This is a genomic window from Winogradskyella wandonensis (assembly GCF_004346845.1).
GTDB classification, from domain to species: Bacteria; Bacteroidota; Bacteroidia; order Flavobacteriales; family Flavobacteriaceae; genus Winogradskyella; species Winogradskyella wandonensis.
The window spans coordinates 283884-308510 of record NZ_SMGI01000004.1 but is presented as its reverse complement, the minus strand read 5'-3'; the positions used below and the strand labels follow the sequence as shown (position 1 = coordinate 308510).

Sequence of the window (24627 nt, the reverse complement as noted above, 5' to 3'; positions counted from 1 at the left end):
AATTAAAATTTGCCTTATGTTAACTCATTGACCTAAACTTCCGTTTAATAAACTGATTAATGATTAAGCCCGCGTTAGGGATTGTAGTGGATAGCACACAGTAAGTCTACCAAATCCTTTTGGTAGACTCGCGAGGACTTGGAACGGAAAGCCTGACCCGCTGAAAGCGAGGTAACGCCAAAATTATAAAAAGAAATTCCAAACCAAACCGAAACGAACTGTAAAGTCTCTGTAAGGATAGTTGGGTGCAGAAAAATAATCTCTACCAGTAAATGATGAGTTAAAGTGTTCTGCTTTTAAATAAATTCTGGTTTGTCTAACTTTTGCGTTAATAAAAAAGTCTAGTCTTGGAAAACCTCCAATCTTTATTTCATTTTGAGTATAAAATTCTGCTAATAAAGGGTCGTAACCGTTTGCATTATACTCTGAAAAATAATTAAAAATTACACCCGTTTGAAACTTAAGTGCTTTTTTAAAAACTTCATCAGTGTAGTAAAATGTATTTCTGGTTATTAACGAAGGAACGTTCAGTACATCAGTATCGCTTGTCACATTCTGATACATTATGGTATTATCCAAGGCGAATTTTCCTAAACGAATTTCTTTTTGAACTTTTACTCTAAGATATTGAATTGAACTATTGTACTGTATTGGTTTTATAATCTTAACACCGTCTTGCTGAGATTCAAGATTAAAAAACGTATAATTATCTATATTAGAAATATCGACATGAGCATTAAGATATTTTTCTGACTGGATGCCGAAAGATAATTGTTGAGATTTTACAGTATCGAAATTGTTTTGATTATCCCAGTTATAATTTGCGTATCCGCTCTGATATAAGAGATGATTATAGTTTGGTAAGCTATTATTTATATTTAATTTTCCGAAAAAACTAAGATTCTTAGAAAACTCGTAAGAAAAATTAGCGTCCAAAAAATTGCCTTTTATTCTATCTGACAGGTTGGCTCCTACACTTCCAGAAACATTAAATTTTCCTATTTGGTTTTTATATGAACCGTTAAAACCAAAAAAATCTTCTTTAATTCTATTAGTAATTAATTGATTATTTAAAGACACTAGGCTGTTGTAGCCGTAATTGATATTTGTATAGTTAATTTTAAAAGCTATTTTTCCTAATACCGTATTCTGAAAGGTTAGCCCCAGATCTGAATAAAAATCTTCAAGGGTTACTCTATCTTCTATTGTATTAGTAAAAGAATCTCCAAAAAAACTATTTACTGCCGCGGACTGGTTGTATTCGTAAAACTTATCTTCGAAGGATACGGTATTTACCAACGATAGCTTGTAATCTTTTATACTATCTTTTTTTGAAAGGATATCGTAAGACTGCTCGAGATGAAATCGCTTTCCTTCTAGATTATTTTCTGCATTTTCGAAATTAGGATCAAACACCGAACGGTCTTGGATTTCTTCCTCGTCATTAATAAAGCGCTGAATATCCTCGTCTGTCAGACCACCATTTTCTTGATTTAACAAGTCTTGCATGACGATATGTCCTCGCATTTTATAGCGTCCATTCCTCGTTTGATAATTTGTAGTGAATCTAAAATTACCGGTACTTGTTAACGCATTTTGATAATTCCCTAAAGACCTTAATCCCTTGTATGCAATTGAAAAATTAAATTGCCTCGAGGTGTTTACAGTAAAAAAAGCATCTAACGTCTGACCTTGAGAAAAAACAGTTTTGAAATATAAATCGGTTAACGGTGTAGGAACATGATAGTATTTAATATCATCGACATCCATATAATTAAAATGTCGTGCTTGTGCAGCAAATTTTGGAACTATATTATCTGATGCATTGTCAAAACTAAGGGTGTTGTATGTTTGCCCTGTGTTTGCAAACTGCATAAGATTAAAGTTATCCTTTCGTAGATAATTATACCTATACTCTTTTTTAATTGTTAAGGTAGTATCTACAAATGTAGTGTCGTTGTTTCTTGAGATAATTTTGTAGTCGAATATTAAAGCCTCTCCTGATAAAGAACTAGATATATTCGATTTACTCTTATTTACAGTAGTGGTGTCTGTAACTATTACGGGCTTTTTCTTTTGTTCTTGCTTTGTCTTTACCTGAGAATGAACACCAATCACAGAAAGCATAGCGACTAACAATAAAAAATATCTTATCATTTATTCAGGAATAAAACGTAAAGGTAGTTAAATAGTAATAAAAAAAAGCGACTCAAATGAGTCGTTCTATGGACGCATTCTAAAATATTCCGTAACAAATAAAACACTAAAAAATAATAAGACTTATTATTTTTAGCCTTATTGTTTTATAATTTTCTTCACAATTGTAGATTTATCAGTAGAAATCTTTAGAAAATAAATTCCTGACATAAAATCTAACAAATCTAGTTTAATGGATTTTGAATTTACCTCTTTAGAATAAACCTCTTGTCCAAAACTATTATATAGAATTACAGTATTTATAATACTGTACGAAGATATGTTTGTTGTATCAATAGCCGGATTTGGATAAATATGCAGAAATTCTCTAGACAACCCGTTCGCACTAAGAGTCGAAGATGACCCTTCAACTATGTTTAGAGTTTGGTTAGCAGCTATATTATAAAAAATATCGACCGTACCACTAAGCCAAGTTATCTTTAATTCATCCACAATGGAGGCATCTCCTAAACCAAAGTATTCTATAAAAGAATTTTGCGAAATGTAACCTTCTCCATTTAAAATATATCGGTATTGCCTATCTCCAGAAATTGTAACTTCTATTAACGAACCTACTCCGTCCTTATTAGCAGCAGTTCCTTCTAAATCTATAGCTAAATAATTGTTATCATTAAGGGTTTTATTAATCCAAATATTAGGAATACTTGCTGAATCATTAATAACGGCAATATCAACCTTTCCGTCACTGTTTACATCTCCAACAGCGCATCCATAGCTATTATAATTATTTTGTAAAAAAGCAATGCTAGAAGGTAAATGGAATTGATTAAGGTTTGAATTCTCAAAAAAACCATATGAATCAATTGATGGGGGTGTTACATATAAGCAGCTTACATATAAATCTAAATCAGAATCATTGTCAGCATCCAAAAAATTAGCTCCCCAACACCATCCAAACAAATCTACGGAACTTTCAGCGGAGACATCTTCAAAATGATTGCCATCAACATTTTTCAATAATATATTTCCTGGTATCCTATTAGAATCAGCATAAATTATATCTGTGTTGGTTATATATATATCTAGAAAACCATCAGAATTATAATCATCTATTGTAACAGACATAGCATCTGCTGTTATACCAGCTCCGGTGAGTGCACTGACGTCCGTAAATGTACTATCACCATTATTCTTGTAGAGCCTATTTGAAAAACTTTTGTCGTTAATTAAATAAATATCTTGAAAACCATCTTTATTATAATCAAAAAAAGAAGCCCCAAATGTCAGACGAGATTCTGAAGATATTCCTGCAAGTGAACTAACGTTAGTAAATGTGCCATCACAGTTATTTTTGAACAAGAAATTAGGAAATAAAGTGTTGGTCGTTCTATTTGAAAAAAATAAATCTAAACATCCATCATTCTGTATATCTCCCCAAGAAACACTATAAGTAAAAACGTTATCGGTAAATAATCCAGACGATAGAGTTACGTCAACAAAATTTCCACTTGAATTTCTATTAAATAATCTATTTCCGTGACTATCACTGACTACAAATAAATCTTTGTCACCATCGTTGTCATAATCAACCCAAGATATTGAGCGTGTAGGGTATGTTATCGGAGGTAATATAAGATCTTGTTTCACAAAGAAACCTCCAAAATTCTTATAAAATTTCAACTCTTGATTTCCTCTTGAAGGTATTGTTAAATCATCAAGACCATCATTATCATAGTCAACAAAACTAATACCTAATCCATTACCGTCAGAGGGTGTTGTAATATCCAACCCACGTAAAGAAGCCTCATCTTCAAATAAAATCTGACCAAAAGATGATGATGCCGTCACAAAAAGTAAAATCTGGATGAGTCTCATTCTAATCATCTGTAGCTAAAAAGGAATTGTAATTTAAAGAAAAATAATGTGTATGTATAAATAAAAGAGCTACCTAAAACTGGCAGCTCTTTTTTAATTTGAATTGATGTAAAGATTACTGATTAACACAGAAATCATAAGCCTCTGCAAAACCATCGTATGGGTCAGCAGGACCAGAAGCTGGTCTGAACCCAGGAGAAGGAACAGTACTAACGTCTAAACCTGGTATACCATTAAGAGTTCCGTTATCTTCTGCTGCAATTAAAGCTTCACATTGTAAAACAAATCCAGCACCATTATCTCCCCAGAAATCAAACATTCTAAAAGTATAACAACCATCTTCTAATGTAAATGTTTCCTGTTCTGTAGAGCCTCCTGAAACATCAGAATAAGTACCACCGCTCGCTACGGTATTACCGTCTCCATCTAAAATATCCCAAAAAGTTTCTGATCCAAATGTATCATTATTAACAGTCAATAAGAAATCATTACATGGAACATTGTCATCAACAATAGTAATTTTCTTACTAATTGCGTTAATACCCTCTCCACCAATACCAATAGGTAAACCTGATGAAGATGCTAAAGTGAAAATTATCTCAGCATCACCATCCATATCATCGTTATCAATAGGAGTTAAAGAAATACTGCCTGAGGTGTCTCCTGCAGGAATAGTAAAAGAAGTCGCAGATAAATCGTAGCGACTTGGTGCAGCTGATCCACTTATATCAAAATTGACTACTACATCACTAGATTGTGGAGCCCCGAGAATTGCAGCAACAGTTACTGTCTGTCCGCTATTCTCAACAACAGAAACATTGTTTGAGTTCGCTAACTGAACAAATGTTGAATTGCCATATATAATCGTCTCTTCCTCACAACCAAGTGTCATGAGAATAAACGAAAAAGCAAAAAGTTTAAATATGTTTTTCATAATAATAAATTTTTTATTTTAATAGCCAGGAGCCTGAGTCAAGTTAGTATTCGCATTGATTTCAGCTTGAGGAATAGGAAATATCCACTTCTCAGAGTCCACTGGTAATGTACAAGGGAAAGAGCCTAAATCAACACAATCAGCATCAATTCTCTCAATACCAACATTTAGTACATCTCTAACTCTTTTGATATCATTATATCTGTGTCCTTCATATGCAAGTTCCAATCTACGCTCTGCTATGATATCCTCTATTGCATTAGCAACACTCGAATACGTTAATGGAGCTACAGTAGTACCAAATCTAGCACTTCTAATGGCGGCAACATCATTTGCAGCTGGACCAAATTGAGATAGTCTTGCGTTAGCCTCGGCACGTATTAAATACGCCTCAGACACGCGCATACCCTTAAAATCGTTAATGTATTGAGTATCTGCATTTGGCGGGTATTTACCAATTAAAATTTCAGGATTAGCCCCAGCCGCTCCTAGTAAACTAGCAGGATCTACATTAACAGCCTGTCTCACATCTGAAGGATCTAATAAACCAAACAATTCATTTGACATTTCTACAAAACCTCCACCTGTTCCAGTAAAAATCCAAGTACCAGCAATATTATAACTAAAGCCTTGTACATTGTCATATCTCCAGATTACCTCAGTTGTGTCGGCATCTTCATTAAACATATTAAAATACTGAGATTGGTCTGCTAACGGATAACTTGCTATTATTGAAGATGCTAATGAAACAGCAGTCGGGTAATCCCCAGTTTCTAATGCTATTCTAGCTCTAACAAAATCTACAAAATCAGGAGTTGCAAAACTAATATCCGTAGCACCAGCTAAACGTGTTTTAGCTTCTGTTAAATCATCTTGTATGCCAGTAAGCACTTCTCCTACTGTATTTCTAGCTGGAGTAGCAGTAGTAGATACGAAATCAATGTATGGAACTCCTTCAGCAGAAGGATTAGTTACATCAAAGCCAAAATATAATAATAAATCCCAGTGTGCAAGCGCTCTAAAAGCGTATGCCTGCCCAAGTATGTTATTATAATCTGCTTGCTCGGAAGCGTCAGGTGTAATACGTTCCGCCGCCGCAAATAATCGGTTAGCATCGTTAATCATGCCATAACGATTGTTCCATAACCCAGCGCCTCCTGTTTGAGAATCTAAAATTTGGTTTAAATTATTTAATTGTTGTCCTCCATTGTTAACTCCAAGTTTACAGTTGTCTGTAAACACAGAATTATGATTTACAAGCGCTGACGGACTATAATTTCCAATCACCGCTGAAAGACCTCTTTGTAAATCTTCAACAGTTTGAAAAGCTGTTTCCTCAACTAACGAATCAATCGGAAAGCGTTCTAATTGATCGCTACACCCCATTAATGTAATAGAGAATAAAAAAGCTATTAATAAATTATTTTTCATATTATTTTTTTTTTAAAAAGTTAAATCAAAACCTACAGTAAAGGTTCTTGCAACAGGATAATCGAAGAATCCCGTAGAACCATTACCTTCTGGATCGAACCCTCTCCATTTTGACCATGTAATTAGGTTAGTTCCTTGTAAGTATAATCTAGCGGCTGTAAATATATTTGACTTCGCTAATGTCTCAGAATCAAAGTTGTAAGCTAAGGTTACATTTCTTAATCTTAGGAATGAAGCATCTTCTAGATATCTATCACCATCAACAGCCCTTAATCCTCCATTACTTAAGGCCGGAATATCTGTAATTTGGCCCGGAGTAGTCCATGCATTTAACATTGAAACAGATTGATTTGCAAATCCAGCTAAACCAACGTCTTCTACAATCGCAAGAGAACTGTTCTGTCTCCATCTATCCGCTGCAAAAGAGAATAAAGAATTAAGTGTAAAGTTTTTGTAAGAGATATCAGCACCAAAACCACCAGTATATGTAGGGTCAAAATTTTTGTCTAAATATACAGCATTGTTGTTAGAGAAAACATCTGTTAAATTACCATCAGCATCTAAATAAAGTGGATCACCGTTTGCTGGGTTTACACCTGCCCAACGTGGTAAAAACCATGTAAATATTGGTCGTCCTTCTTGAACACGAAGCGTATTACCAGTAAAGCCAGTATCACTAGAAACAAGCTCCACTTCATTTTTGTTATAGTTTCCATTGGCATTCAATCTAATTGACCAATTATTAGTATCAGACTTTCTTAGTAAGTCGTAAGATATTTGTAAATCAACACCTGTATTACTCATCTCAGCTACGTTTGTTGTTACACTGCCAAAACCTGTCCCAGCAGTAGATAACAAGCGCCCATCGAATAAATCGTTAGTGTAGTCACGGTAAAAATCTAATTCACCAGTTAATCTATTATTAAAGAAACCAAAACTTAAACCGATGTTAGCTGAAGTCTTTTCTTCCCACTTAATGTTTGAATCTCTTAAATTAGTTACAGAATAAGAAACCGAGTTTTGATAACCTACACCAGCTCCAACAGTTTGTAATCCTTCGTAGATAGAACCAACACCTTGATTACCTACCGTACCATAACTTGCTCTTAACTTTAAAGTATTAACCCAGTCCACACCTTCCATAAAAGGCTCATTGTCAATATTCCAACGACCTGCAACAGACCAGAAAGTACCGTAACGGTTAGTAACAAAACGAGAAGTTCCATCGCGTCTTATTGTACCCTCAAAACCGTACTTACCATCCCAATCTAAAGAAATACTACCAAATATAGAAGCTAAAGCAATTTCTGATTCTGTAGAAAATACATTCGGAATATAAGGATTCCCTCCGTTCTCAACCACTGTACCTGGTGTAAATCCAGCACCCGAACCTGGTAAAGCAGGATTTAAACCAAACGCTGTAAAACCAGCATTTTGGAAATTCGTATAGTTATACTCACCAAAAACAGCAGCGTTTAAATTGAGCTTGTCACTAAAAAAGTCGTTCACGTAACGCAAGGAAGCGTTCATATTAAAACTTGCTCTTCTAAAGAAGCTTTCAGATTGACTTCCCTTATTTGCAGAACCTGCAGTTGGAGTAATTAAACCTCTAATACTTCCAGGGGAAACAATGTTTAATGACTCCACGTTGGTATAATCAATACCAAAAGTAGCAGAAGCCGTTAAATTCTTTACAAAATTATAATCTCCCGATAAAGTACCAATTCCTCTAAATTCTCTTTCAACATCAGGATTTAATCTTACTGTGTTTAGAGCAATAAATGGCGTGTTAACAAATCCATTAGCTCCACCAGGACTTAAGTTACCAGCACCATCAAAAGCACCAGAAGCTTGTGTACCAAAAATATTCAAAGAACCGTCTGCATTGAATGGGTCTAAATAAGGAAGTCCAATGTAAGGTACAATGAAGGCATTATCTAACTGACCACCGGTATTGCCACCTCTTGCTGCATCAACAATAAAGCTACTTTTAGAGTAGTTAACTGTTAATCCTGTTGAATAACTAAATTTATTATCAGAGGTATTACCACTAAAGTTAGTTCTAGCAGAAAAACGCTGCAGCTTACTACCTAAAGTTGTTCCTTCTTGCTCGAAATAATTTAACGAAGTATAAGAAGTGTTTAATTCACCACCTTGTGTTACAACAAATTCATGTGACTGATTAATACCATCTCTAAAGAAGATATCTGACCAATCTGTATTTGGCTGTGCTGCGATTTCTGCATCTGTGAAGTTACTACCAAAACCTGATCCAAGAATATCTCTTCTCCAAGTAAGTAATTGACGCGTGTCCATTACATCAAAATTAGCATTAGGATTTCTTGATAATCCATATAGAGTTCTATACTGAACTTTTAATCCTGAACCCTTTTTACCTCTTTTTGTTGTAATTAAAATAACACCCCCAGCACCTCTGTTTCCGTAAATTGCAGTTGCAGCCGCATCCTTAAGTACAGACATACTTTCAATGTCATTCTGGTTTAAACTTCGGAAGTTATCCTGGTCTACAGGAATTCCATCAATTACGAATAAAGGCTCTATATCACCGTTTATCGAAGCACGCCCCCTAATGATAATAGTAGCACTTTGTCCTGGCTGCCCAGACCCTGTGTTAACACTTACACCAGCTGCATTACCCTGTAATACTTGGTCAATAGAGTTAATAGGTACTTGTTCAATAGATTCACTACTAACGGTAGATAAAGCTGAAGCTACTTTAGCACTATTCTTAGCACCACTGTAACCCGTTATAACAACCTCTTCTAGTGAAGCCACATCATCCGCCATTACTAAATTAATGACATTAGAAGCTCCAACCGTTTTTTCGGTAGTTTTCATACTAACGAATGAGAAGACAAGTACATCTCCTGCTTTTGCCTTGATAGAATACTTACCATCAAAGTCTGTTTGCGTACCTCTTGCGGTACCTTTAACAATTACATTTACGCCTGGCAACGGTAATCCGTCCGAGGCTGCTGTAACCGTACCCGTAATGTCTTTCTCTTGTCCAAAAGAAAGTTGCATTACAAACGCCATAAAAAGCGTTAATAACCATGTTAACTTTAATTTCATAAAACAATTATTTGAGTTAGTCTTCCGCAAACATCATAATAAAATATTAAAAATCCAAGGGAAAGACACAAAAAAATGTTAAAGAAAGATGCTTAAAACTTAATAATACAGCAATATCGAAATTATTCTTTTGCATAATCGAAATATACCCTACAGAAATATTGCTATTTTAATAATTGAATGTAATTTTCAAATCCCTATTTTATGGCATTAATAAAAACATTCTCGAACCAAAATTTTGAATGCGGAACCGACGAAGCCGGACGAGGCTGCCTAGCTGGTCCCGTTACCGCAGCCGCTGTTATTTTAAACCCTGATTTCTCTAATTTGCTTCTTAATGACTCTAAGCAATTATCAGAATCTAAAAGACTTTTACTAAAACCAATTATTGAATGCGAAGCTATTGCATTTGCAGTAAGTCATATACATGAAGAGGAAATAGACACTGTAAACATATTAAACGCTTCGATAAAGGCCATGCATGCGTCTATTTCTAAACTTACAGTACAGCCCTCATTTATTATTGTGGATGGCAATAAGTTTAAACCTTATAGTAACATACCTCATCAAACTATAATTAAAGGTGATAGTAAGTATCTTAGTATAGCAGCGGCTTCTATTTTGGCAAAAACGTATCGTGACTTATATATGGAAAAAATACATGAAGAATTTCCAATGTATAATTGGAAAAAAAATAAAGGTTACCCATCAAAAGAGCATCGAGCTGCAATAAAAAAGTATGGTGTCACAAAATACCATCGTAAATCCTTTAGATTACTCCCTGAACAATACACGTTAGATTTATAAGTCTTTTATATTTGTGGAAACATAACGGTAATGAGAAAACACTTTGTTTACATTCTATTAATTGTTAATTTATTTTCATGCTCTAAGCGTTACACAAAAAAAAGTGATGCATTAGATTTTATTCCACAACAACACCATACTATAATTAAGATTAATAATCTTGAAAGTTTTAAAGAACTTCAGAATCTTAACTTACCGTTTAAAGAACTTAAAATAGACTCCCTAATCAATCATACGGGATTTATAAATATAGAACAGCCTTTATATCTTAGTTTTGCCAACCAAAGTGCTGCCTTAATTTCCAAATATCATAAAGACCTTATACGAAAAGATTCATTATTAAAAACAGAATCGACACAGGACAAAACTATTTTTAAATCCATATTTAAAAATGATACGATTTACCATCGCGTGGTTGATAGCATATTTTTCGCCTCAAAAGATGTAAGGCTTGTAAAAACAATAAATGATAATGAGAACCTAGAAGTTAAAGCGTTATTTTCGACATCTTCAGAAAATAGCACAGCTTCAATTCTTTTTAAAAATTCAATTAACAATGAACTTCTTTTTGAAAAAAATCGCAACGCTGATTCAATTTCAAAGTATGACATTTTAGATATCACCAGCGAAATAGATGCAATAGCATTCAACGGAGTAACTGTAAGCCAAGATAGCAGCTACTTTTTTAGCGCATTTAAAAACACAAAACCTCAGACATTTAATCTCGCCAAAATTATTCCGGAAAACGCAGAAAGTTTTAAGCGTGTTGCTTTTGATGATTTCGATACATTTTATAAAAATCTTAAAACTAGGAATCTTGCTAAAAAGGATTCCACAAAAACAGGGTTGTTATCCCTAAGTAACGAGATTGCATTTATTGAGACTAGTATAGGAACCGCTATTGCAATTAACTTTTTAGACATAGATATACTAAAAAGTGGACTAATCGACATCTCTATTCAAGAGACACATAAAAAGGCTGAAATTTTTAAGTTGTCTAAGCCAGTACTTTTTGAAGAAGATTTCTCTCCTTTTTTTGAATTTCATAAAACAAATTACGGGTTTGTCTTAGAGAATTTTTTAGTCTTATCGGATAACTTAGAAATACTTAAACATATTATCGATTCTAAGGTTAACAACAAAACACTTTCAGAATCTGAAAAATGGCTAAGTGTCACAGAAAAGATAGCTTCAAATTCATCTTTGCTAATCTATAAGAACGAAAAAGGGTTAGAAAAATATCTAAATCGAAATTCTGCAGGATTTAATTGTAATGTTATTCAATATATTGCTGAAAACGATTTTGCACATATAAATGGCGTATATGCTAAAAGCAAAAAACGAGCACAAAAAAACTCAGTTACCGAAAGCTTCAGCATAGAATTACCTGCTGAACTAATTGCACCAGCACAAACTGTAAAAAATCATGTAACTGGTGGTTCGGATATTCTAGTACAAGATGTAAATAATTTTCTTTATCAGATTTCTAAAAGCGGAAGAGTACAATGGAAAAAACAACTAGACGGACCCGTTCTTGGAAAAATAGAGCAAATTGATATTTACAACAACGGAAAATTACAATTGGCTTTTGCTACAGCAAATCAACTACATGTTATAGATAGAAATGGTAGAGTAGTTAGTCCATTTCCTTTAAAATTTTCTGAGCCTATTACGCAACCGCTATCTGTATTTGATTACGACAAACAAAAAAACTATCGGCTTTTAATTACACAAGACAAAAATCTTTTGATGTACGACGTAAAGGGTAAGCATGTTAACGGTTTTAAATACAAAAGCGCTTCTAAATCTATATCTAGCCAACCCAAGCATTTTAGAATAGGCACGAAAGATTATATTGTTTTTTCACAAGGAAAAAAACTAGAAATTCTTAACAGACAAGGACAAAAGCGCGTTAAAGTTAAAGGCGATTTAGACTTTTCTAATAATTCTATTTACAATTACAGGAATAGATTTGTTACCACTACCAAAGCAGGATTAATCGCAGAAGTTAATACAAACGGAACTATAAAGTTTAACAAACACGGTCTAAACAGCGACTCCAACTTTACAGCAACTAGTAAAACGTTAGTATCATTAACGGACAACTTATTAAAGGTAAACAATAAAACCGTCGAATTGGATTTTGGGAATTATACAGCTCCAAAGATTTTTTATCTAAATAACAAAATTTATATCACTACAACAGATTTACAATCCAGTAAAGTCTATGTCTTTGATAGCCAAGCTAGATTGTTACCTAATTTTCCGGTTTACGGAACTTCAGCTTCGTCTCTTGTAAAATTACATAGAAACAAAGATGTGTTTGTTATCACGCAGAGCGACACGGACGTTGTAAGTATTTATAAAATCAATTAGTTGACTACTGAGTTTTGGTGGCTAATTTTGTACTATTGCAATTCGTAAATTTAATACGTATTGCACTGATGATTAAACGACAAAAAGCTTCAATAAAAGATTTAATAATTCATAAAGTTGGTAATAAATTTAATGGTACTAAAAATGCATTTTCCGATGCTACCGTTCATTTCGATGAGGCCACCTACCAACTCATTTTACCCTATCTTTTAAAACCTTTTGTAAGCGTAGCTGAAACGTATCGATTTAATCACCATTCTAACGTTGACCTTAACGAGATTAACACCTACAGCGAGCAACTATTTTCTGGCGAAGGTAATTTTGTCGATGTATCAAAACATATTGTAACCCATCTTTTCGAACAAAGCAATTCTGCCCAAATAAAAACTGGCGATGTGTTTGTTTGTCATTTCGAAAACATACAATACCAAGACTATTTTACCGATGCTATTGGTATTTTTAAAATCGAAAATAAAACTGAATTTTTTCAGACCTATTTAGAGCAAAATAACTACGATATTTTGGTGCAGAAAGGTATCCAAGCCAAAAAAGTTGACAAAGGCTGCTTGATTTTAAATACCTCCGATATGGAAGGCAAAATTGTTCTAAGTGTAGATAACAATAATTACGATACGCAATATTGGATTAAAAGCTTTCTGAATATTAAATACCCAGACGATAGTAACCAACATACCAAAAACTACATTGAGCTATGTAGAGAGTTTTCTAAAGAGGTTTTACAGCCGCATTTTGGCGGCCAAGAACAGAGCAATTTCTTAGCAAAAACAGTAGATTTTTTTAAAGAAAATGAAATTATAAATGTTGAAACATTTAAAGAAGAAATCTTTGAAACTGAAGACCAAATTCAGCAATTTGAAGATTACAAAAAAACCTACGAGACTGAAAATAGCGTTTTAATTAGAAATCAATTTGATGTATCTGAAGTAGCGCTAAAAAAACAAAAGCAGAAGATTAAAACAGAAATTAAACTCGATACTAATATTCAAATAAAACTTGATGTAGATGCTCCTGACGCATCAGCTGAGTACTTAGAACGTGGTTATGACGAGACTAAGAAAATGCACTTTTACAAAGTATTTTTTAATGAAGAAGGTTAAACAAATTTAGCCTCAAAAAGGGATGTAAAATGCTTTAGAATTTTAGATTTAACTTCTGTTTCCTCAACCTTTTCAATTCCCAACTCTACATGAAGCGACGTCACGGCCTTACCTCTTATGCCGCAAGGAATAATATTATCAAAATAACCCAAATCCGCATTAACGTTTAGGGCAAAACCGTGCATGGTTACCCAACGACTTGCTCTTACGCCCATAGCACAAATTTTGCGTGCAAAAGGCGTGCCCACATCAAGCCAAACACCTGTTTCACCTGGACTACGAATACAATCCAATCCATATTCTGCTAACGTGAGGATAATACATTCTTCCAGAAAGCGAAGATACTTATGTATATCTGTAAAAAAATTATCTAAGTCTAAAATAGGATATCCGACAATTTGTCCGGGACCATGGTAAGTAATATCACCACCACGATTAATTTTATAGAACGTTGCACCTTTTTCTCTTAACTGTTCTTCAGAAAGCAAAAGATTAGACAGGTCACCACTCTTACCCAAAGTATAGACATGCGGATGCTCTACAAAAAGAAAATGATTATCTGTTTCTAAACCAGCATCTTCTCTTCTATTTTTTATTTTGGTATCTAAAATAGCTTTAAAAAGTTGCTCCTGATAATCCCAAGTTTCTTTGAAATCTTTAGAGCCTAAATCTTCAAATTTTATGGTTTTATTCATAAAAAGTAACGTCTACATCAAGTAATTCAGGATTTTTTATATAATCCATCCAACTAGCAGCATAAGTAACTGTTTTTCCGTCATCAGAAATCTTTGCGCCTTCAACACTTACAGATTTAATTTTTTTTGGGAACACTAACTTTATGGTGTACTTGGACGCTTCAAAATACTTTAAAAACTCTTTGCTCATCTCATCGGCCTCGTCGTTAAATAGGCTATTTAGCTCTTCGATTTCTTCCTCAGATTTTTCGCCCACAGTAGTTTTTCTACTAAAACCGTTCGCAGTCATGTTATAATCTACCTTATCGTTTCCGCCTTCTAGAGCCCCTAAAGGCGACTGATTTTTCATCATGTCTACTTGGTCGGCTTGCTGATTTATACTCTGCGCTTTTTTAATTTTTTCTTGAATTCCCTTTAAGTCTTCTATAGACTTAAACTTCATCCCAATACCCATATTCATTTCGCCAGAGTCTTCATCCATCTTCATGGTCATGTACATATCCTTAATGGCTTCGAAAGTTGCTTGTTTATCTTCTGGTAAAGCAGCAATACTATCTTTGTAAATCTCCATCATGTCCGCAAAAACCATAGTTGTATCCATAACTTTTCCTTTTTCCTTCTTCTCGGTATCACCGCCCATTGCCTTCATTTGAGCCATCATTTCTCCCATATCAAAAGAGGAGATAAATTCACCGGAACCATCTTCGTTAAACACAATAGTTTCGGTAACATTACAGCTTGTTAGAAAGCTCAAAAAAGTAAGAATTACAATAAGTTTTTTCATTATATATCAATTATTTTCAATACAAAGATAGCCTTAAATAAGAAAAGCCCAACATTAAATTCTGTTGGGCTTTCAATTTAATTATCTAGAAAAATTACGCTTCTACATCATAGAAAAATTGCTCTCTCCAGATTTTGCCATCTTTCACTTGGTAAACGGCAAGTTCATTCATCTGAGACCGATAGCCGCTTGGTTTGTGTGTGGTATCCATCCAAAATCTTACGGTAAAATGATTGTCGGCCACCAGAGGTTCTGATACTTTTGTACCATGTACCTCAAAATTTTCTTCCCACCATTGACCCTTTTTCTGTATGCCTTCAAAACCATGAACTTCTTTCATTGGCTCTTGCATTTCTACACTAGTAATATTTGGGCTGTATAATTCTTCGTAAGCCTTTGCTTCTTGGCCATTCCGACAATAGCTTACCAATTTGTCGGCGATTTCTTGAGTAGTCATAAATTATTGATTTAATTAAAATTTAGATATGTAATTTAATCATTTTCTTATTTAATTTTCAGGATTATTAAGAATTACTAATGCCGCAATAACACCTGGTACCCAGCCGCAAAGCCACAGTAAAAAAACGATTAATATAGACCCACAACCTTTACCTATGACGGATAAAGGTGGAAAAATAATTGCGAGAAGGACTCTCCAGAAACTCATAATTTTGTTTTTTGATTTGATGTAATGGTATGACGCAAATTCTACAATATTGTTACAAAATGATAAGCGATGTGTTTCTAAAAAAATGATTAGATTCGTTTTATGAGAATTCGTCTTGTCATTCTTTTACTGTTTGTTTATTTCGTTTGTGAAGCACAGTATTCTTTCTCTGGATATATAGATGCCGAAGAATGGCAAAGTACAGTCTATTTATCCTTGGTAGAAGATTATAGAAAAATAGATGGTGTATATTCTGAGCAAATTATTGCCAAGACTATTGCCAATGCTGATGGCTATTTTAAATTTACTGGGAATATGCTAGACGAAGCAAACCGCATCTACAGAATCCATGTAGATAAATGTTCCGAAAATCTTCAAGATTCTAATCATTTCAACGGACATTGCAGCGATAGCAAAGCGCTGATTTTTATTGCAAATAACAACGACAATTTAGAACTTCCTTTTTCTTTTGATAACGAGGTCTTTTGCAATATCATTTCTACTAATCCAAAGGCCAATGCTTTTGTAAAAATTGATTCTTTAAAACAAGATATGAAGTTTGCCTATGGTGAATTTAGAAGTGAAACCAACCGAAAATTAAACAACAGAAAATGGTTTAAAACGCTTCAAAACTTTGGAAAATCTCTAAATGAACCACTAGCTGAGCTCTATATTTATGCTTATTTATCTGATAGAACAAGTGATTTGCATAATTATTATGTCGAAGATTTATCGAAAAACAACTACTATGATGATTTAAAGACAAAGCTTCTACTTGCCTATCCAGAGTCTACTTACACTAAACAATACACTAACGAATTGGCTTCGGACAAGTTTATGATTTCCACTTCTGATAAAACCAACTCTAGCATGTATTGGCAGTATCTGCTTTACGGTATTTTAGGTTTGTCTTTAGTAGGAAATATTTATTTTATTTTACAGAAACGCAACGCCAAAAAACAATCTAAGCAACGCTTAAAGGATAAATTATCCAAACAAGAGCGTGTTGTTTTAGACTTATTGCTTCAAGATAAAACCAACAAAGATATTGCCGAAACACTTTTTCTAAGCGTTAGCACAGTAAAAACGCACACTAACAACATTTACAAAAAGCTTAATGTACAATCTCGAGAAGATGCTAAAAGTCTATTTTTTAGTTAGTTAAAAAATTACAACCTGGTACTAGTACCGATTTCCAACCTTCAATTTTACAGAACAGTCTTTCATTTTTTGATTTTTGAGACCTAATCACTCAAAATCTAAATTATGAAACAACTATGTACAATCGCATTTTTAATGCTCTGCCTTTATTCTTGTAAATCACAAAAACTAAATGCCGAATTTAAACCTGAAGGTAAATCGCCTTACCTACTCGGTAAAATAGATAAATCGGGATTTGAGAACGAAACCTACAGCAAGTGGTTTAATACCAATTACGAAAACTATAATCCAAACGCAGAAATTATTGAAGCGCTCAAACAAAATCTAAACGACTATGAAATTACACTTTTTATGGGCACATGGTGTGGTGACAGTAAACGCGAAGTACCCAAATTTTTCAAGATTTTAGAAGCCGCAGATTACCCAATGAAACAGCTAACTTCAGTTGCTTTGAGCCGCGAAAAAGAAACTTATAAAGAAAGTCCACAGCATGAAGAAGCTGGACTTAACATTGTGCGCGTACCTACTTTTATCTTCTTTAAAAACGGTAAAGAAGTCAATAGAATAATAGAGCGACCAATTGAAACTTTAGAAAAAGATATTTTGAACATCATCACTACAAACGATTATAAACCAAATTATTTTGGTGTTAAACGAAAACCAAAAACCACCAAGAAATAGTAGACTCTAAATTGATTCTAAAAGTTAATCGCTAATTTTTGTAAATAGTGTAATTTTGCATTTTTAAATTAAGAGGAATGCAACTTTCAGAACAGGAAATAGTAAGACGCGAGAAACTTGACAAACTAAGAGCTTTAGGAATAAATCCCTATCCAGCAGATTTATATCCAGTTAATCATACTTCAAAACAAATAAAATCTAATTTTGAAGAAGGCAAACAGGTTATTATAGCTGGTCGTCTAATGTCTCGCCGTATTCAAGGAAAAGCCTCTTTTGCCGAATTACAAGATGCTGAAGGTCGTATACAAGTGTATTTTAATCGTGATGAAATCTGTACTGGCGAGGACAAAACACTATACAACGATGTTTATAAAAAGCTTTTAGATATTGGCGATTTTATTGGTATCGAAGGCGAATTATTTACCACACAAGTTGGTGAAAAAACAGTTTTGGTAAAAAACTTTAAACTATTAAGCAAAGCCTTAAAACCATTACCACTACCAAAGCAAGATGCTGAAGGGAACACCTATGATAAATTCAACGACCCAGAGATGCGCTACCGTCAGCGTTATGCTGATTTAGCAGTAAATCCTCATGTAAAAGAGGTTTTTGTAAAGCGAACAAAACTGTTTAACGCCATGCGAAACTTCTTTAATGACGCTGGTTATTTTGAAGTTGAAACGCCAATCTTGCAACCAATTCCAGGTGGTGCAGCAGCGCGCCCATTTATTACGCATCACAATAGCCTGGACATTCCGTTGTACATGCGTATTGCTAATGAGCTGTATTTAAAACGATTAATTGTTGGTGGATTTGATGGCGTTTATGAGTTTTCTAAAAATTTCCGTAACGAAGGCATGGATCGCACACATAATCCAGAATTTACGGCTATGGAAATCTATGTTGCTTACAAAGATTACAATTGGATGATGGATTTCTGCGAAAAACTATTAGAACATTGCGCCATCGCTGTAAACGGAACAACCGAAGCTACTTTCGGTGAACATAAAGTCGATTTTAAAGCACCGTATAAGCGCATAACAATGCGCGATTCTATATTAGAATTTACAGGTTTTGACATCAATAATAAATCCGAAGACGAGATTCGTCAAGCATGCAAAGATATGGGTATCGAAGTGGATGCAACCATGGGTAAAGGGAAGCTCATTGATGAAATTTTTGGTGAAAAATGCGAAGGCAATTACATACAACCAACGTTTATCACAGATTACCCAAAAGAGATGAGCCCACTTTGTAAAGAACACCGTGAAAACCCTGAATTAACAGAACGTTTTGAGCTCATGGTTTGTGGTAAAGAAATAGCAAACGCATACTCAGAACTAAATGACCCAATTGACCAACGCGAGCGTTTTGAACACCAACTAGAATTAGCTAAAAAAGGTGACGACGAAGCAACAGGAACTATTGATTACGATTTCTTAAGAGCTTTAGAATACGGGATGCCACCAACATCTGGTATGGGTATTGGTATGGACCGATTAATTATGTTCTTAACCAACAACCAAAGTATCCAAGAAGTGTTATTTTTTCCTCAGATGAAACCAGAGAAAAAAGCTGTAGAAATGAATGATAACGAAAAAGCAATTTTCGAGATTTTAAAATCTAAAAACCGAATGGATTTAAACGATTTAAAGTCTAAATCAGGACTTAGCAATAAAGCTTGGGATAAAGGGATTAAAGGTCTAGCTAAACTTGGCATCTCTAAGGTTGAAAAAACTGAAGAAGGATTGTTTGTAGTTTTAATATAAAAAAATACTAATCCAAAAGTTTAAGAAAAACACCTCTAATTAGAGGTGTTTTTTTATCTGTAAACTAAAAAAACGCGTTAAATAAATACTAAATAACGCTTTTACGCTTAGAGAAACCACTATCAATATGTATTTTCATGCGAAATTTTAAAATCCAACTTATTGTGAAACACTTAAAAATTAAACTTCTATTTGTTGCTTGTGCATTAATGGTGTTCTCTTGTGACACCGCAAAAAAGGCAAGTAAATCAAAAAAAGGTAATGCAACAGCAATGGCTAAACCGCCATCAAAACCTAAAAAAGGGGCCATTCAGCCTTACAGTAAAGTTATAACTAAAGATGCCAAAACTGACGAAGGCCTTTTCGATGTACATAAAATCGACGATAAATTCTTTTACGAAATACCAGACTCTCTTTTCGAAAGAGAGATGCTAATGGTAACGCGTATTGCTAAAACTGCTAATGGTATTGGCTTTGGTGGCGGAAAACAGAACACCCAGGTTTTACGTTGGCAAAAGAAAGACAAAAAAGTCTTGCTAAGAGTGGTTTCCCATCAAGTTGTCGCAGCGGACTCACTTCCTGTCCACGAAGCTGTAGTTAATTCTAACTTTGAGCCAATTTTATACACATTCCCAATTAAAGCCTTCAGTAAAGATTCTACAAAGACGGTTATCGATGTAACACCGATGTTCGAGAAAGATGTGAAAGCCTTAGGATTTCCACAGAGCAGACGTCAAGCTTACAGAATTACACGTTTAGATTCAGAAAAATCTTTTATTGAATCTTTAAAAAGTTACCCTGAAAATATTGAAGCAAGACATGTTAAGACCTATGCTGCCGGAAGACCACCGTCGAATTCAAGCACAGGAACGATTTCTTTAGAAATCAATAACTCCATGATTTTACTACCAAAAGTACCTATGAAACGTCGCATGTTCGATCAGCGCGTTGGATGGTTTGCTAGAGGTCAGACGGATTATGGTTTAGACGCTCAAGAAAGTAAAACAGTACGTTATTTAGACCGCTGGAGACTTGAGGTTAAAGATGAAGATATTGAAAAGTTTAAGCGTGGTGAATTAGTAGAACCAAAAAAACCAATCGTTTATTACATAGACCGTGCTACACCTAAACAATGGCGAAAATACATCAAGCAAGGTATCGAAGATTGGCAAGTGGCTTTTGAAGCTGCAGGTTTTAAAAATGCAATTATAGCTAAAGACCCAGCAACTGTAGAAGAAGACCCAGAATGGTCGCCAGAAGATGTGCGTTACTCTGTGGTGCGTTATTTAGCGTCTCCAATTCCTAATGCAAATGGTCCTCACGTTAGTGATCCGCGTTCTGGAGAAATATTAGAAAGCGATATTAACTGGTATCATAACGTAATGACATTATTACGTAATTGGTTCTTTGTTCAAACTGCCGCAATAAATCCAGACGCTCGTGGTGTAGCCTTTAAAGATGAAGTTATGGGACGTTTAATTCGTTTTGTATCTGCTCACGAAGTTGGACACACATTAGGATTACCTCACAACATGGGAAGTAGCGTTGCTTATAAGGTTGAAGATTTAAGAGACCCAGAATTTACAAAAAAATATGGTACAGCGCCATCAATTATGGATTATGCACGTTTTAACTACGTTGCTCAGCCAGGTGATGAAGGTGTTGCCTTAATGCCAAATATTGGACCTTACGATAAGTATGCAATCATGTGGGGTTATAAGCCAATTTTAGATGCAGAAACTGCAGAAGACGAAAAGAAAACATTAGATAGCTGGATTTTAGAAAAAGCTGGTGACCCAATGTACCGTTTCGGAAGACAACAATTTGGTGTTATTGACCCAAGTTCACAAACTGAGGATTTAGGAGATGATGCCGTTTTAGCAAGTGAATATGGTATTAAAAACCTTAAGCGCATAGTACCAAACCTAATCGAATGGACTGCAGAAGACGGAAAAAACTATGATGATTTAGAAACCATGTACGGCCAAGTTTTAGGCCAGTTTAACCGTTATATGGGACACGTTGCGTCTAACATTGGTGGCGTTTACGAATATTATAAAACGTACGACCAAGATGGGGCTGTATATACACATGTTGCCACAGACCATCAGAAAAAAGCAATGCAATTTTTACAAGACCAATTATTTACAACGCCAGATTGGATGTTAGATAACAATATCTTTAATAAAATTGAAAGTGCTGGACATATAGAGCGTGTAAGAGGTATCCAAACACGTACGCTAAATAATATGATGGATTTTGGAAGAATGCAACGTCTTTTAGAAAACGAATCTATAAATGGTGATAGTGCTTATGGACTATACGACATGATGAAAGATTTGCGTCGCGGTCTATTCAGCGAGTTACGTACTGGTAAGAAAATAGATATTTATAGACGTAATCTTCAACGTGCATATATTGAGCGTATGGAATATATTATGAAGAATGAACAACCAGCTGTTCCTGCTCAATTTAGACGTTTCTTTGGAGGCACTTCGGTAGATGTGAGCCAATCGGATATTAGAGCTGTTGTAAGAGCAGAGTTAAAATCGCTTCGTTCTCAGTTAAGAAACGCTCGTGGCGCAGACTCTATGAGTAGAATACACATTGCAGACGCCCTAGAACGCGTAAATGATATCTTAGACCCAAAATAAGCTAAGAATAATATGTTTTTTAAAAAGCTCCAAACTTAGTTTGGGGCTTTTTATTTTAAAACTCTATTAATAGCCTTGTGATACTCTTCAAACTCAACGAGATTATTATGATTTCCTCCTTTGACAGTAATATAGTCTAGATTTCTAATATCTAATTTACGAAGCTTGATTGAAGAATCATATGGCACAACAGCATCATCTGTCCCATGAATAATTGTTATTGGGCAATCTGCTTTTGGTAAAAACTGATATGTTGGAAACTTGTACTTCAATAAATGTTTAACGGGAAAAATGGGAAACCTACTTTTGGCTACATCTTCAATACTATAATATGGTGTTTCAAGGATTAATTGCTTCGGGTTATTTTCCACAGCTAAATAAGATGCTATTCCCGTGCCTAAAGAGCGTCCGTAGAGTGTTATTTCATCTTCAGTATAGTGGTTCAAGAGATAATTATAACAAAACTGAGCATCTTTGTAGAATGCAGCTTCACTTAATTCACCTATACTCTTACCGTAAGTTCTATAATCCATAACTAAAATATCATAGCTCTTCTCAACAAAGTATTCTGTAATTTTTCCCCAACGACTTAAATCGCCTGCATTACCATGAAAATATAAGATAACACCCTTGGGGTTTTCTGTTTTAAAGTTTAGTGCATTTATTAAGGCGTTTTCTTCAGTTTTAAAAAACAATTCTTCAAAAGGATGACCAAACTGAAACTCATAATTTTGGTCTAGTTTAGTGGGGAAGAACATTAACTTTTCTTGAAAAAAATATAGAGCTGCTCCAATCATGAGATACACTGCCGTAAGAACGTATATAGTTCTTTTAAGCCTTCTTTTTAGTCTTTTTTGCACTGTGGATAACGTTAATACTTGTGGTTTCTAAATCAATTGTTTTTGGCTCACTATTTAAGATATCATCAAGCATGTTGTGATAGGATTCAAAATTATTTAGGTTTTTATGTCCACCACCTATAACAGTGTGTAGTTTAGTTAACTTGGCATTTATCTGAGACAATTTTACACTCGACTTATATGGTATTAACTTATCATGTGTGCCATGAATAATGTGTATAGGACATTGGACGTATTTTAACCATTTATAAGTAGGCAAAGGATACTTAAGCAAAATAGATAAGGGCATAAATGGCATATAACGTCCCGTGACCTTGGTTAAACTGTAGTAAGGCGCATCAAGAATAAGCATTTTGGGGTTGTTCATAGACGCAAGTTTAGTCGCAAAGCCAGAGCCTAGAGAGCGCCCATAAAGTATTATTCTGTCTTCAGTGGTTTTCTCCTTTACTTTATTATAAACCACTTGTAAATCGCGTTTTATAGCTTTTTGAGAGCGTTTTCCCGTACTTTTTCCAAATCCTCGATAATCTACCATCAACACATTATACCCATGCCTCGTAAAATCTACAGCAAACTTTCCCCAACCTTTTATACTCTTTGAGTTTCCTTTAAGATAGATAACTACACCTTTACTTTCGCCTTTTGGAAAAAACCGAAGACCATTAATTACAGCACCATCTCTTGTCTCTAAATTATATTCTTTGGTTTCTTGATTCTCGTAATCGAACTGAAAGTCTTTTGGAAGCTTTTCAGGCTTAAACAACACATAATCCTGGATGTAATATAACGCAATACTTATGGCGATATAAATTCCTAAAATTAATAAGATAGTTGAAACCCAGTACTGCATCTAATCTAAAGCGGTTGAAACACTAATATACTAAATATCAATCTAAACTGAGTAACTAGAATCTTCCATAATATACAATTATGAACTAAAACCGTTAATTGTTAAATCTTGTGTTAAAAAAAGTGTTACTTTTAAACGCTTTGAAATTTTTAAAGTCCAAAAAGAGAATTTAAAACTTGAGAAGATAGGTTCTATCTAAATCTCAATCAATTAAAAAACAATAAAATCTAAAACCATGAAAAAATTATTAATTCTAGCGTTAAGTCTTTGCACATTTTTAGGCTTTGCACAACAGAACAATCCAGAAAAGAAAAAAGCGCTAATGGAGCGCCTAACTAAAACAAGGACACCACAAGAACGTGCCGAAATTCAAGCTAAGCAGTTAACCTTAAAACTTGATTTAAGCGAACAACAGCAAACACAAGTGCTAGACGTACTAACATCTCACTATGCTCAAGTAGAAGGTAAAATGGATGCAAATAAAAAGAATAGAAAAGAAATGAGTGATGAAGACCGTCACAAAATGCAAACTGAACGGCTAGATGCACAAATTGCGCTTAAAGCTAAAATGAAAGACATTTTAAATGATGAGCAATATGCCAAATATTCTCAGATGATGGAGCGCCAAATGAAAAGACGTGGAGGCCCAGGAATGAAAGGAAAAAGAAATTAATTAATAGTTATAGTAACAAAAAAGAGCGCAAATTGCGCTCTT

19 protein-coding genes are annotated in these 24627 nt (G+C 34.4%); 8 read left to right on the top strand and 11 right to left on the bottom strand.

The features are described from left to right. Window positions 1-183: 183 nt before the first annotated feature. From DFQ05_RS12255 to DFQ05_RS12235, 5 genes are all read right to left on the bottom strand, one after another. The gene (locus DFQ05_RS12255) at window positions 184-2157 is read right to left on the bottom strand and encodes a putative porin (protein ID WP_241974267.1); all 1974 of its coding nucleotides are present in this window, start codon (window positions 2155-2157) and stop codon (window positions 184-186) included. Window positions 2158-2295: 138 nt separating this feature from the next. Beyond that, a complete protein-coding gene (locus tag DFQ05_RS12250) occupies window positions 2296-4032 on the bottom strand; it encodes an FG-GAP-like repeat-containing protein (RefSeq protein ID WP_158281917.1) in 1737 nt (578 codons plus the stop codon). 115 nt (window positions 4033-4147) lie between these two features. After that, complete coding sequence (locus DFQ05_RS12245) at window positions 4148-4966, bottom strand: hypothetical protein (protein ID WP_132705704.1); 819 nt, start codon at window positions 4964-4966, stop codon at window positions 4148-4150. 18 nt (window positions 4967-4984) lie between these two features. Beyond that, the gene (locus DFQ05_RS12240) at window positions 4985-6397 is read right to left on the bottom strand and encodes a RagB/SusD family nutrient uptake outer membrane protein (RefSeq protein ID WP_132705703.1); all 1413 of its coding nucleotides are present in this window, start codon (window positions 6395-6397) and stop codon (window positions 4985-4987) included. A gap of 12 nt (window positions 6398-6409) precedes the next feature. Next, window positions 6410-9490 carry a SusC/RagA family TonB-linked outer membrane protein gene (locus DFQ05_RS12235; RefSeq protein WP_132705701.1) on the bottom strand — a complete coding sequence of 1027 codons (3081 nt, stop codon included), beginning with the start codon at window positions 9488-9490 and terminating at the stop codon, window positions 6410-6412. A gap of 204 nt (window positions 9491-9694) precedes the next feature. On the opposite strand from DFQ05_RS12235, the gene DFQ05_RS12230 reads away from it, so the two are divergent. The 3 genes from DFQ05_RS12230 to DFQ05_RS12220 all read left to right on the top strand — a co-directional run bounded on the left by DFQ05_RS12230 (window position 9695) and on the right by DFQ05_RS12220 (window position 13791). Continuing rightward, window positions 9695-10297, top strand: a complete 603-nt coding sequence (locus DFQ05_RS12230; RefSeq protein WP_132705700.1) for a ribonuclease HII — start codon at window positions 9695-9697, stop codon at window positions 10295-10297. A 30-nt stretch (window positions 10298-10327) separates the two neighbouring features. Beyond that, entirely contained in the window at window positions 10328-12673 is a 2346-nt protein-coding gene (locus DFQ05_RS12225; protein ID WP_132705698.1) for a hypothetical protein, read from the top strand. Window positions 12674-12741: 68 nt separating this feature from the next. Further along, the gene (locus tag DFQ05_RS12220) at window positions 12742-13791 is read left to right on the top strand and encodes a nucleoid-associated protein (protein ID WP_132705697.1); all 1050 of its coding nucleotides are present in this window, start codon (window positions 12742-12744) and stop codon (window positions 13789-13791) included. Here DFQ05_RS12220 and lipB read toward each other — a convergent pair. The 4 genes from lipB to DFQ05_RS12200 form a co-directional block, all read right to left on the bottom strand. Beyond that, a complete protein-coding gene (lipB, locus tag DFQ05_RS12215; RefSeq protein ID WP_132705695.1) occupies window positions 13788-14486 on the bottom strand; it encodes a lipoyl(octanoyl) transferase LipB in 699 nt (232 codons plus the stop codon). The two genes, DFQ05_RS12220 and lipB, sit on opposite strands and share 4 nt — an antisense overlap. Next, on the bottom strand, window positions 14479-15270 hold the full coding sequence (locus DFQ05_RS12210; protein WP_132705694.1) for a hypothetical protein: 792 nt from the start codon (window positions 15268-15270) through the stop codon (window positions 14479-14481). Before DFQ05_RS12210 ends, lipB begins: the two co-directional genes overlap by 8 nt. Before the next feature lie 94 nt (window positions 15271-15364). Further along, window positions 15365-15727, bottom strand: coding sequence for a nuclear transport factor 2 family protein (locus tag DFQ05_RS12205; RefSeq protein WP_073084943.1), 363 nt, complete (start codon window positions 15725-15727; stop codon window positions 15365-15367). 51 nt (window positions 15728-15778) lie between these two features. Beyond that, the gene (locus DFQ05_RS12200) at window positions 15779-15937 is read right to left on the bottom strand and encodes a YqaE/Pmp3 family membrane protein (protein WP_073084941.1); all 159 of its coding nucleotides are present in this window, start codon (window positions 15935-15937) and stop codon (window positions 15779-15781) included. Window positions 15938-16039: 102 nt separating this feature from the next. Here DFQ05_RS12200 and DFQ05_RS12195 point away from each other — a divergent pair, with 102 nt between their 5' ends. From DFQ05_RS12195 to DFQ05_RS12180, 4 genes are all read left to right on the top strand, one after another. Next, the gene (locus tag DFQ05_RS12195) at window positions 16040-17098 is read left to right on the top strand and encodes a helix-turn-helix domain-containing protein (RefSeq protein ID WP_132705693.1); all 1059 of its coding nucleotides are present in this window, start codon (window positions 16040-16042) and stop codon (window positions 17096-17098) included. A gap of 105 nt (window positions 17099-17203) precedes the next feature. Then, a complete protein-coding gene (locus tag DFQ05_RS12190) occupies window positions 17204-17779 on the top strand; it encodes a thioredoxin family protein (RefSeq protein WP_132705691.1) in 576 nt (191 codons plus the stop codon). 77 nt (window positions 17780-17856) lie between these two features. Continuing rightward, the gene (lysS, locus tag DFQ05_RS12185) at window positions 17857-19548 is read left to right on the top strand and encodes a lysine--tRNA ligase (RefSeq protein ID WP_132705689.1); all 1692 of its coding nucleotides are present in this window, start codon (window positions 17857-17859) and stop codon (window positions 19546-19548) included. Window positions 19549-19757: 209 nt separating this feature from the next. Further along, window positions 19758-22202 (top strand): zinc-dependent metalloprotease, encoded by a 2445-nt coding sequence (locus DFQ05_RS12180; RefSeq protein WP_422398654.1) that lies wholly within the window; start codon window positions 19758-19760, stop codon window positions 22200-22202. A gap of 50 nt (window positions 22203-22252) precedes the next feature. On the opposite strand, the gene DFQ05_RS12175 is transcribed toward DFQ05_RS12180, so the two are convergent. Further along, window positions 22253-22960, bottom strand: coding sequence for an alpha/beta hydrolase (locus DFQ05_RS12175; RefSeq protein ID WP_241974266.1), 708 nt, complete (start codon window positions 22958-22960; stop codon window positions 22253-22255). A 73-nt stretch (window positions 22961-23033) separates the two neighbouring features. Continuing rightward, a complete protein-coding gene (locus DFQ05_RS12170) occupies window positions 23034-23912 on the bottom strand; it encodes an alpha/beta hydrolase (RefSeq protein WP_132705685.1) in 879 nt (292 codons plus the stop codon). 235 nt (window positions 23913-24147) lie between these two features. Between DFQ05_RS12170 and DFQ05_RS12165 the strand changes: the two genes are divergently transcribed. Beyond that, window positions 24148-24585 carry a hypothetical protein gene (locus tag DFQ05_RS12165; RefSeq protein ID WP_132705683.1) on the top strand — a complete coding sequence of 146 codons (438 nt, stop codon included), beginning with the start codon at window positions 24148-24150 and terminating at the stop codon, window positions 24583-24585. The last annotated feature ends 42 nt before the right edge of the window (window positions 24586-24627 follow it).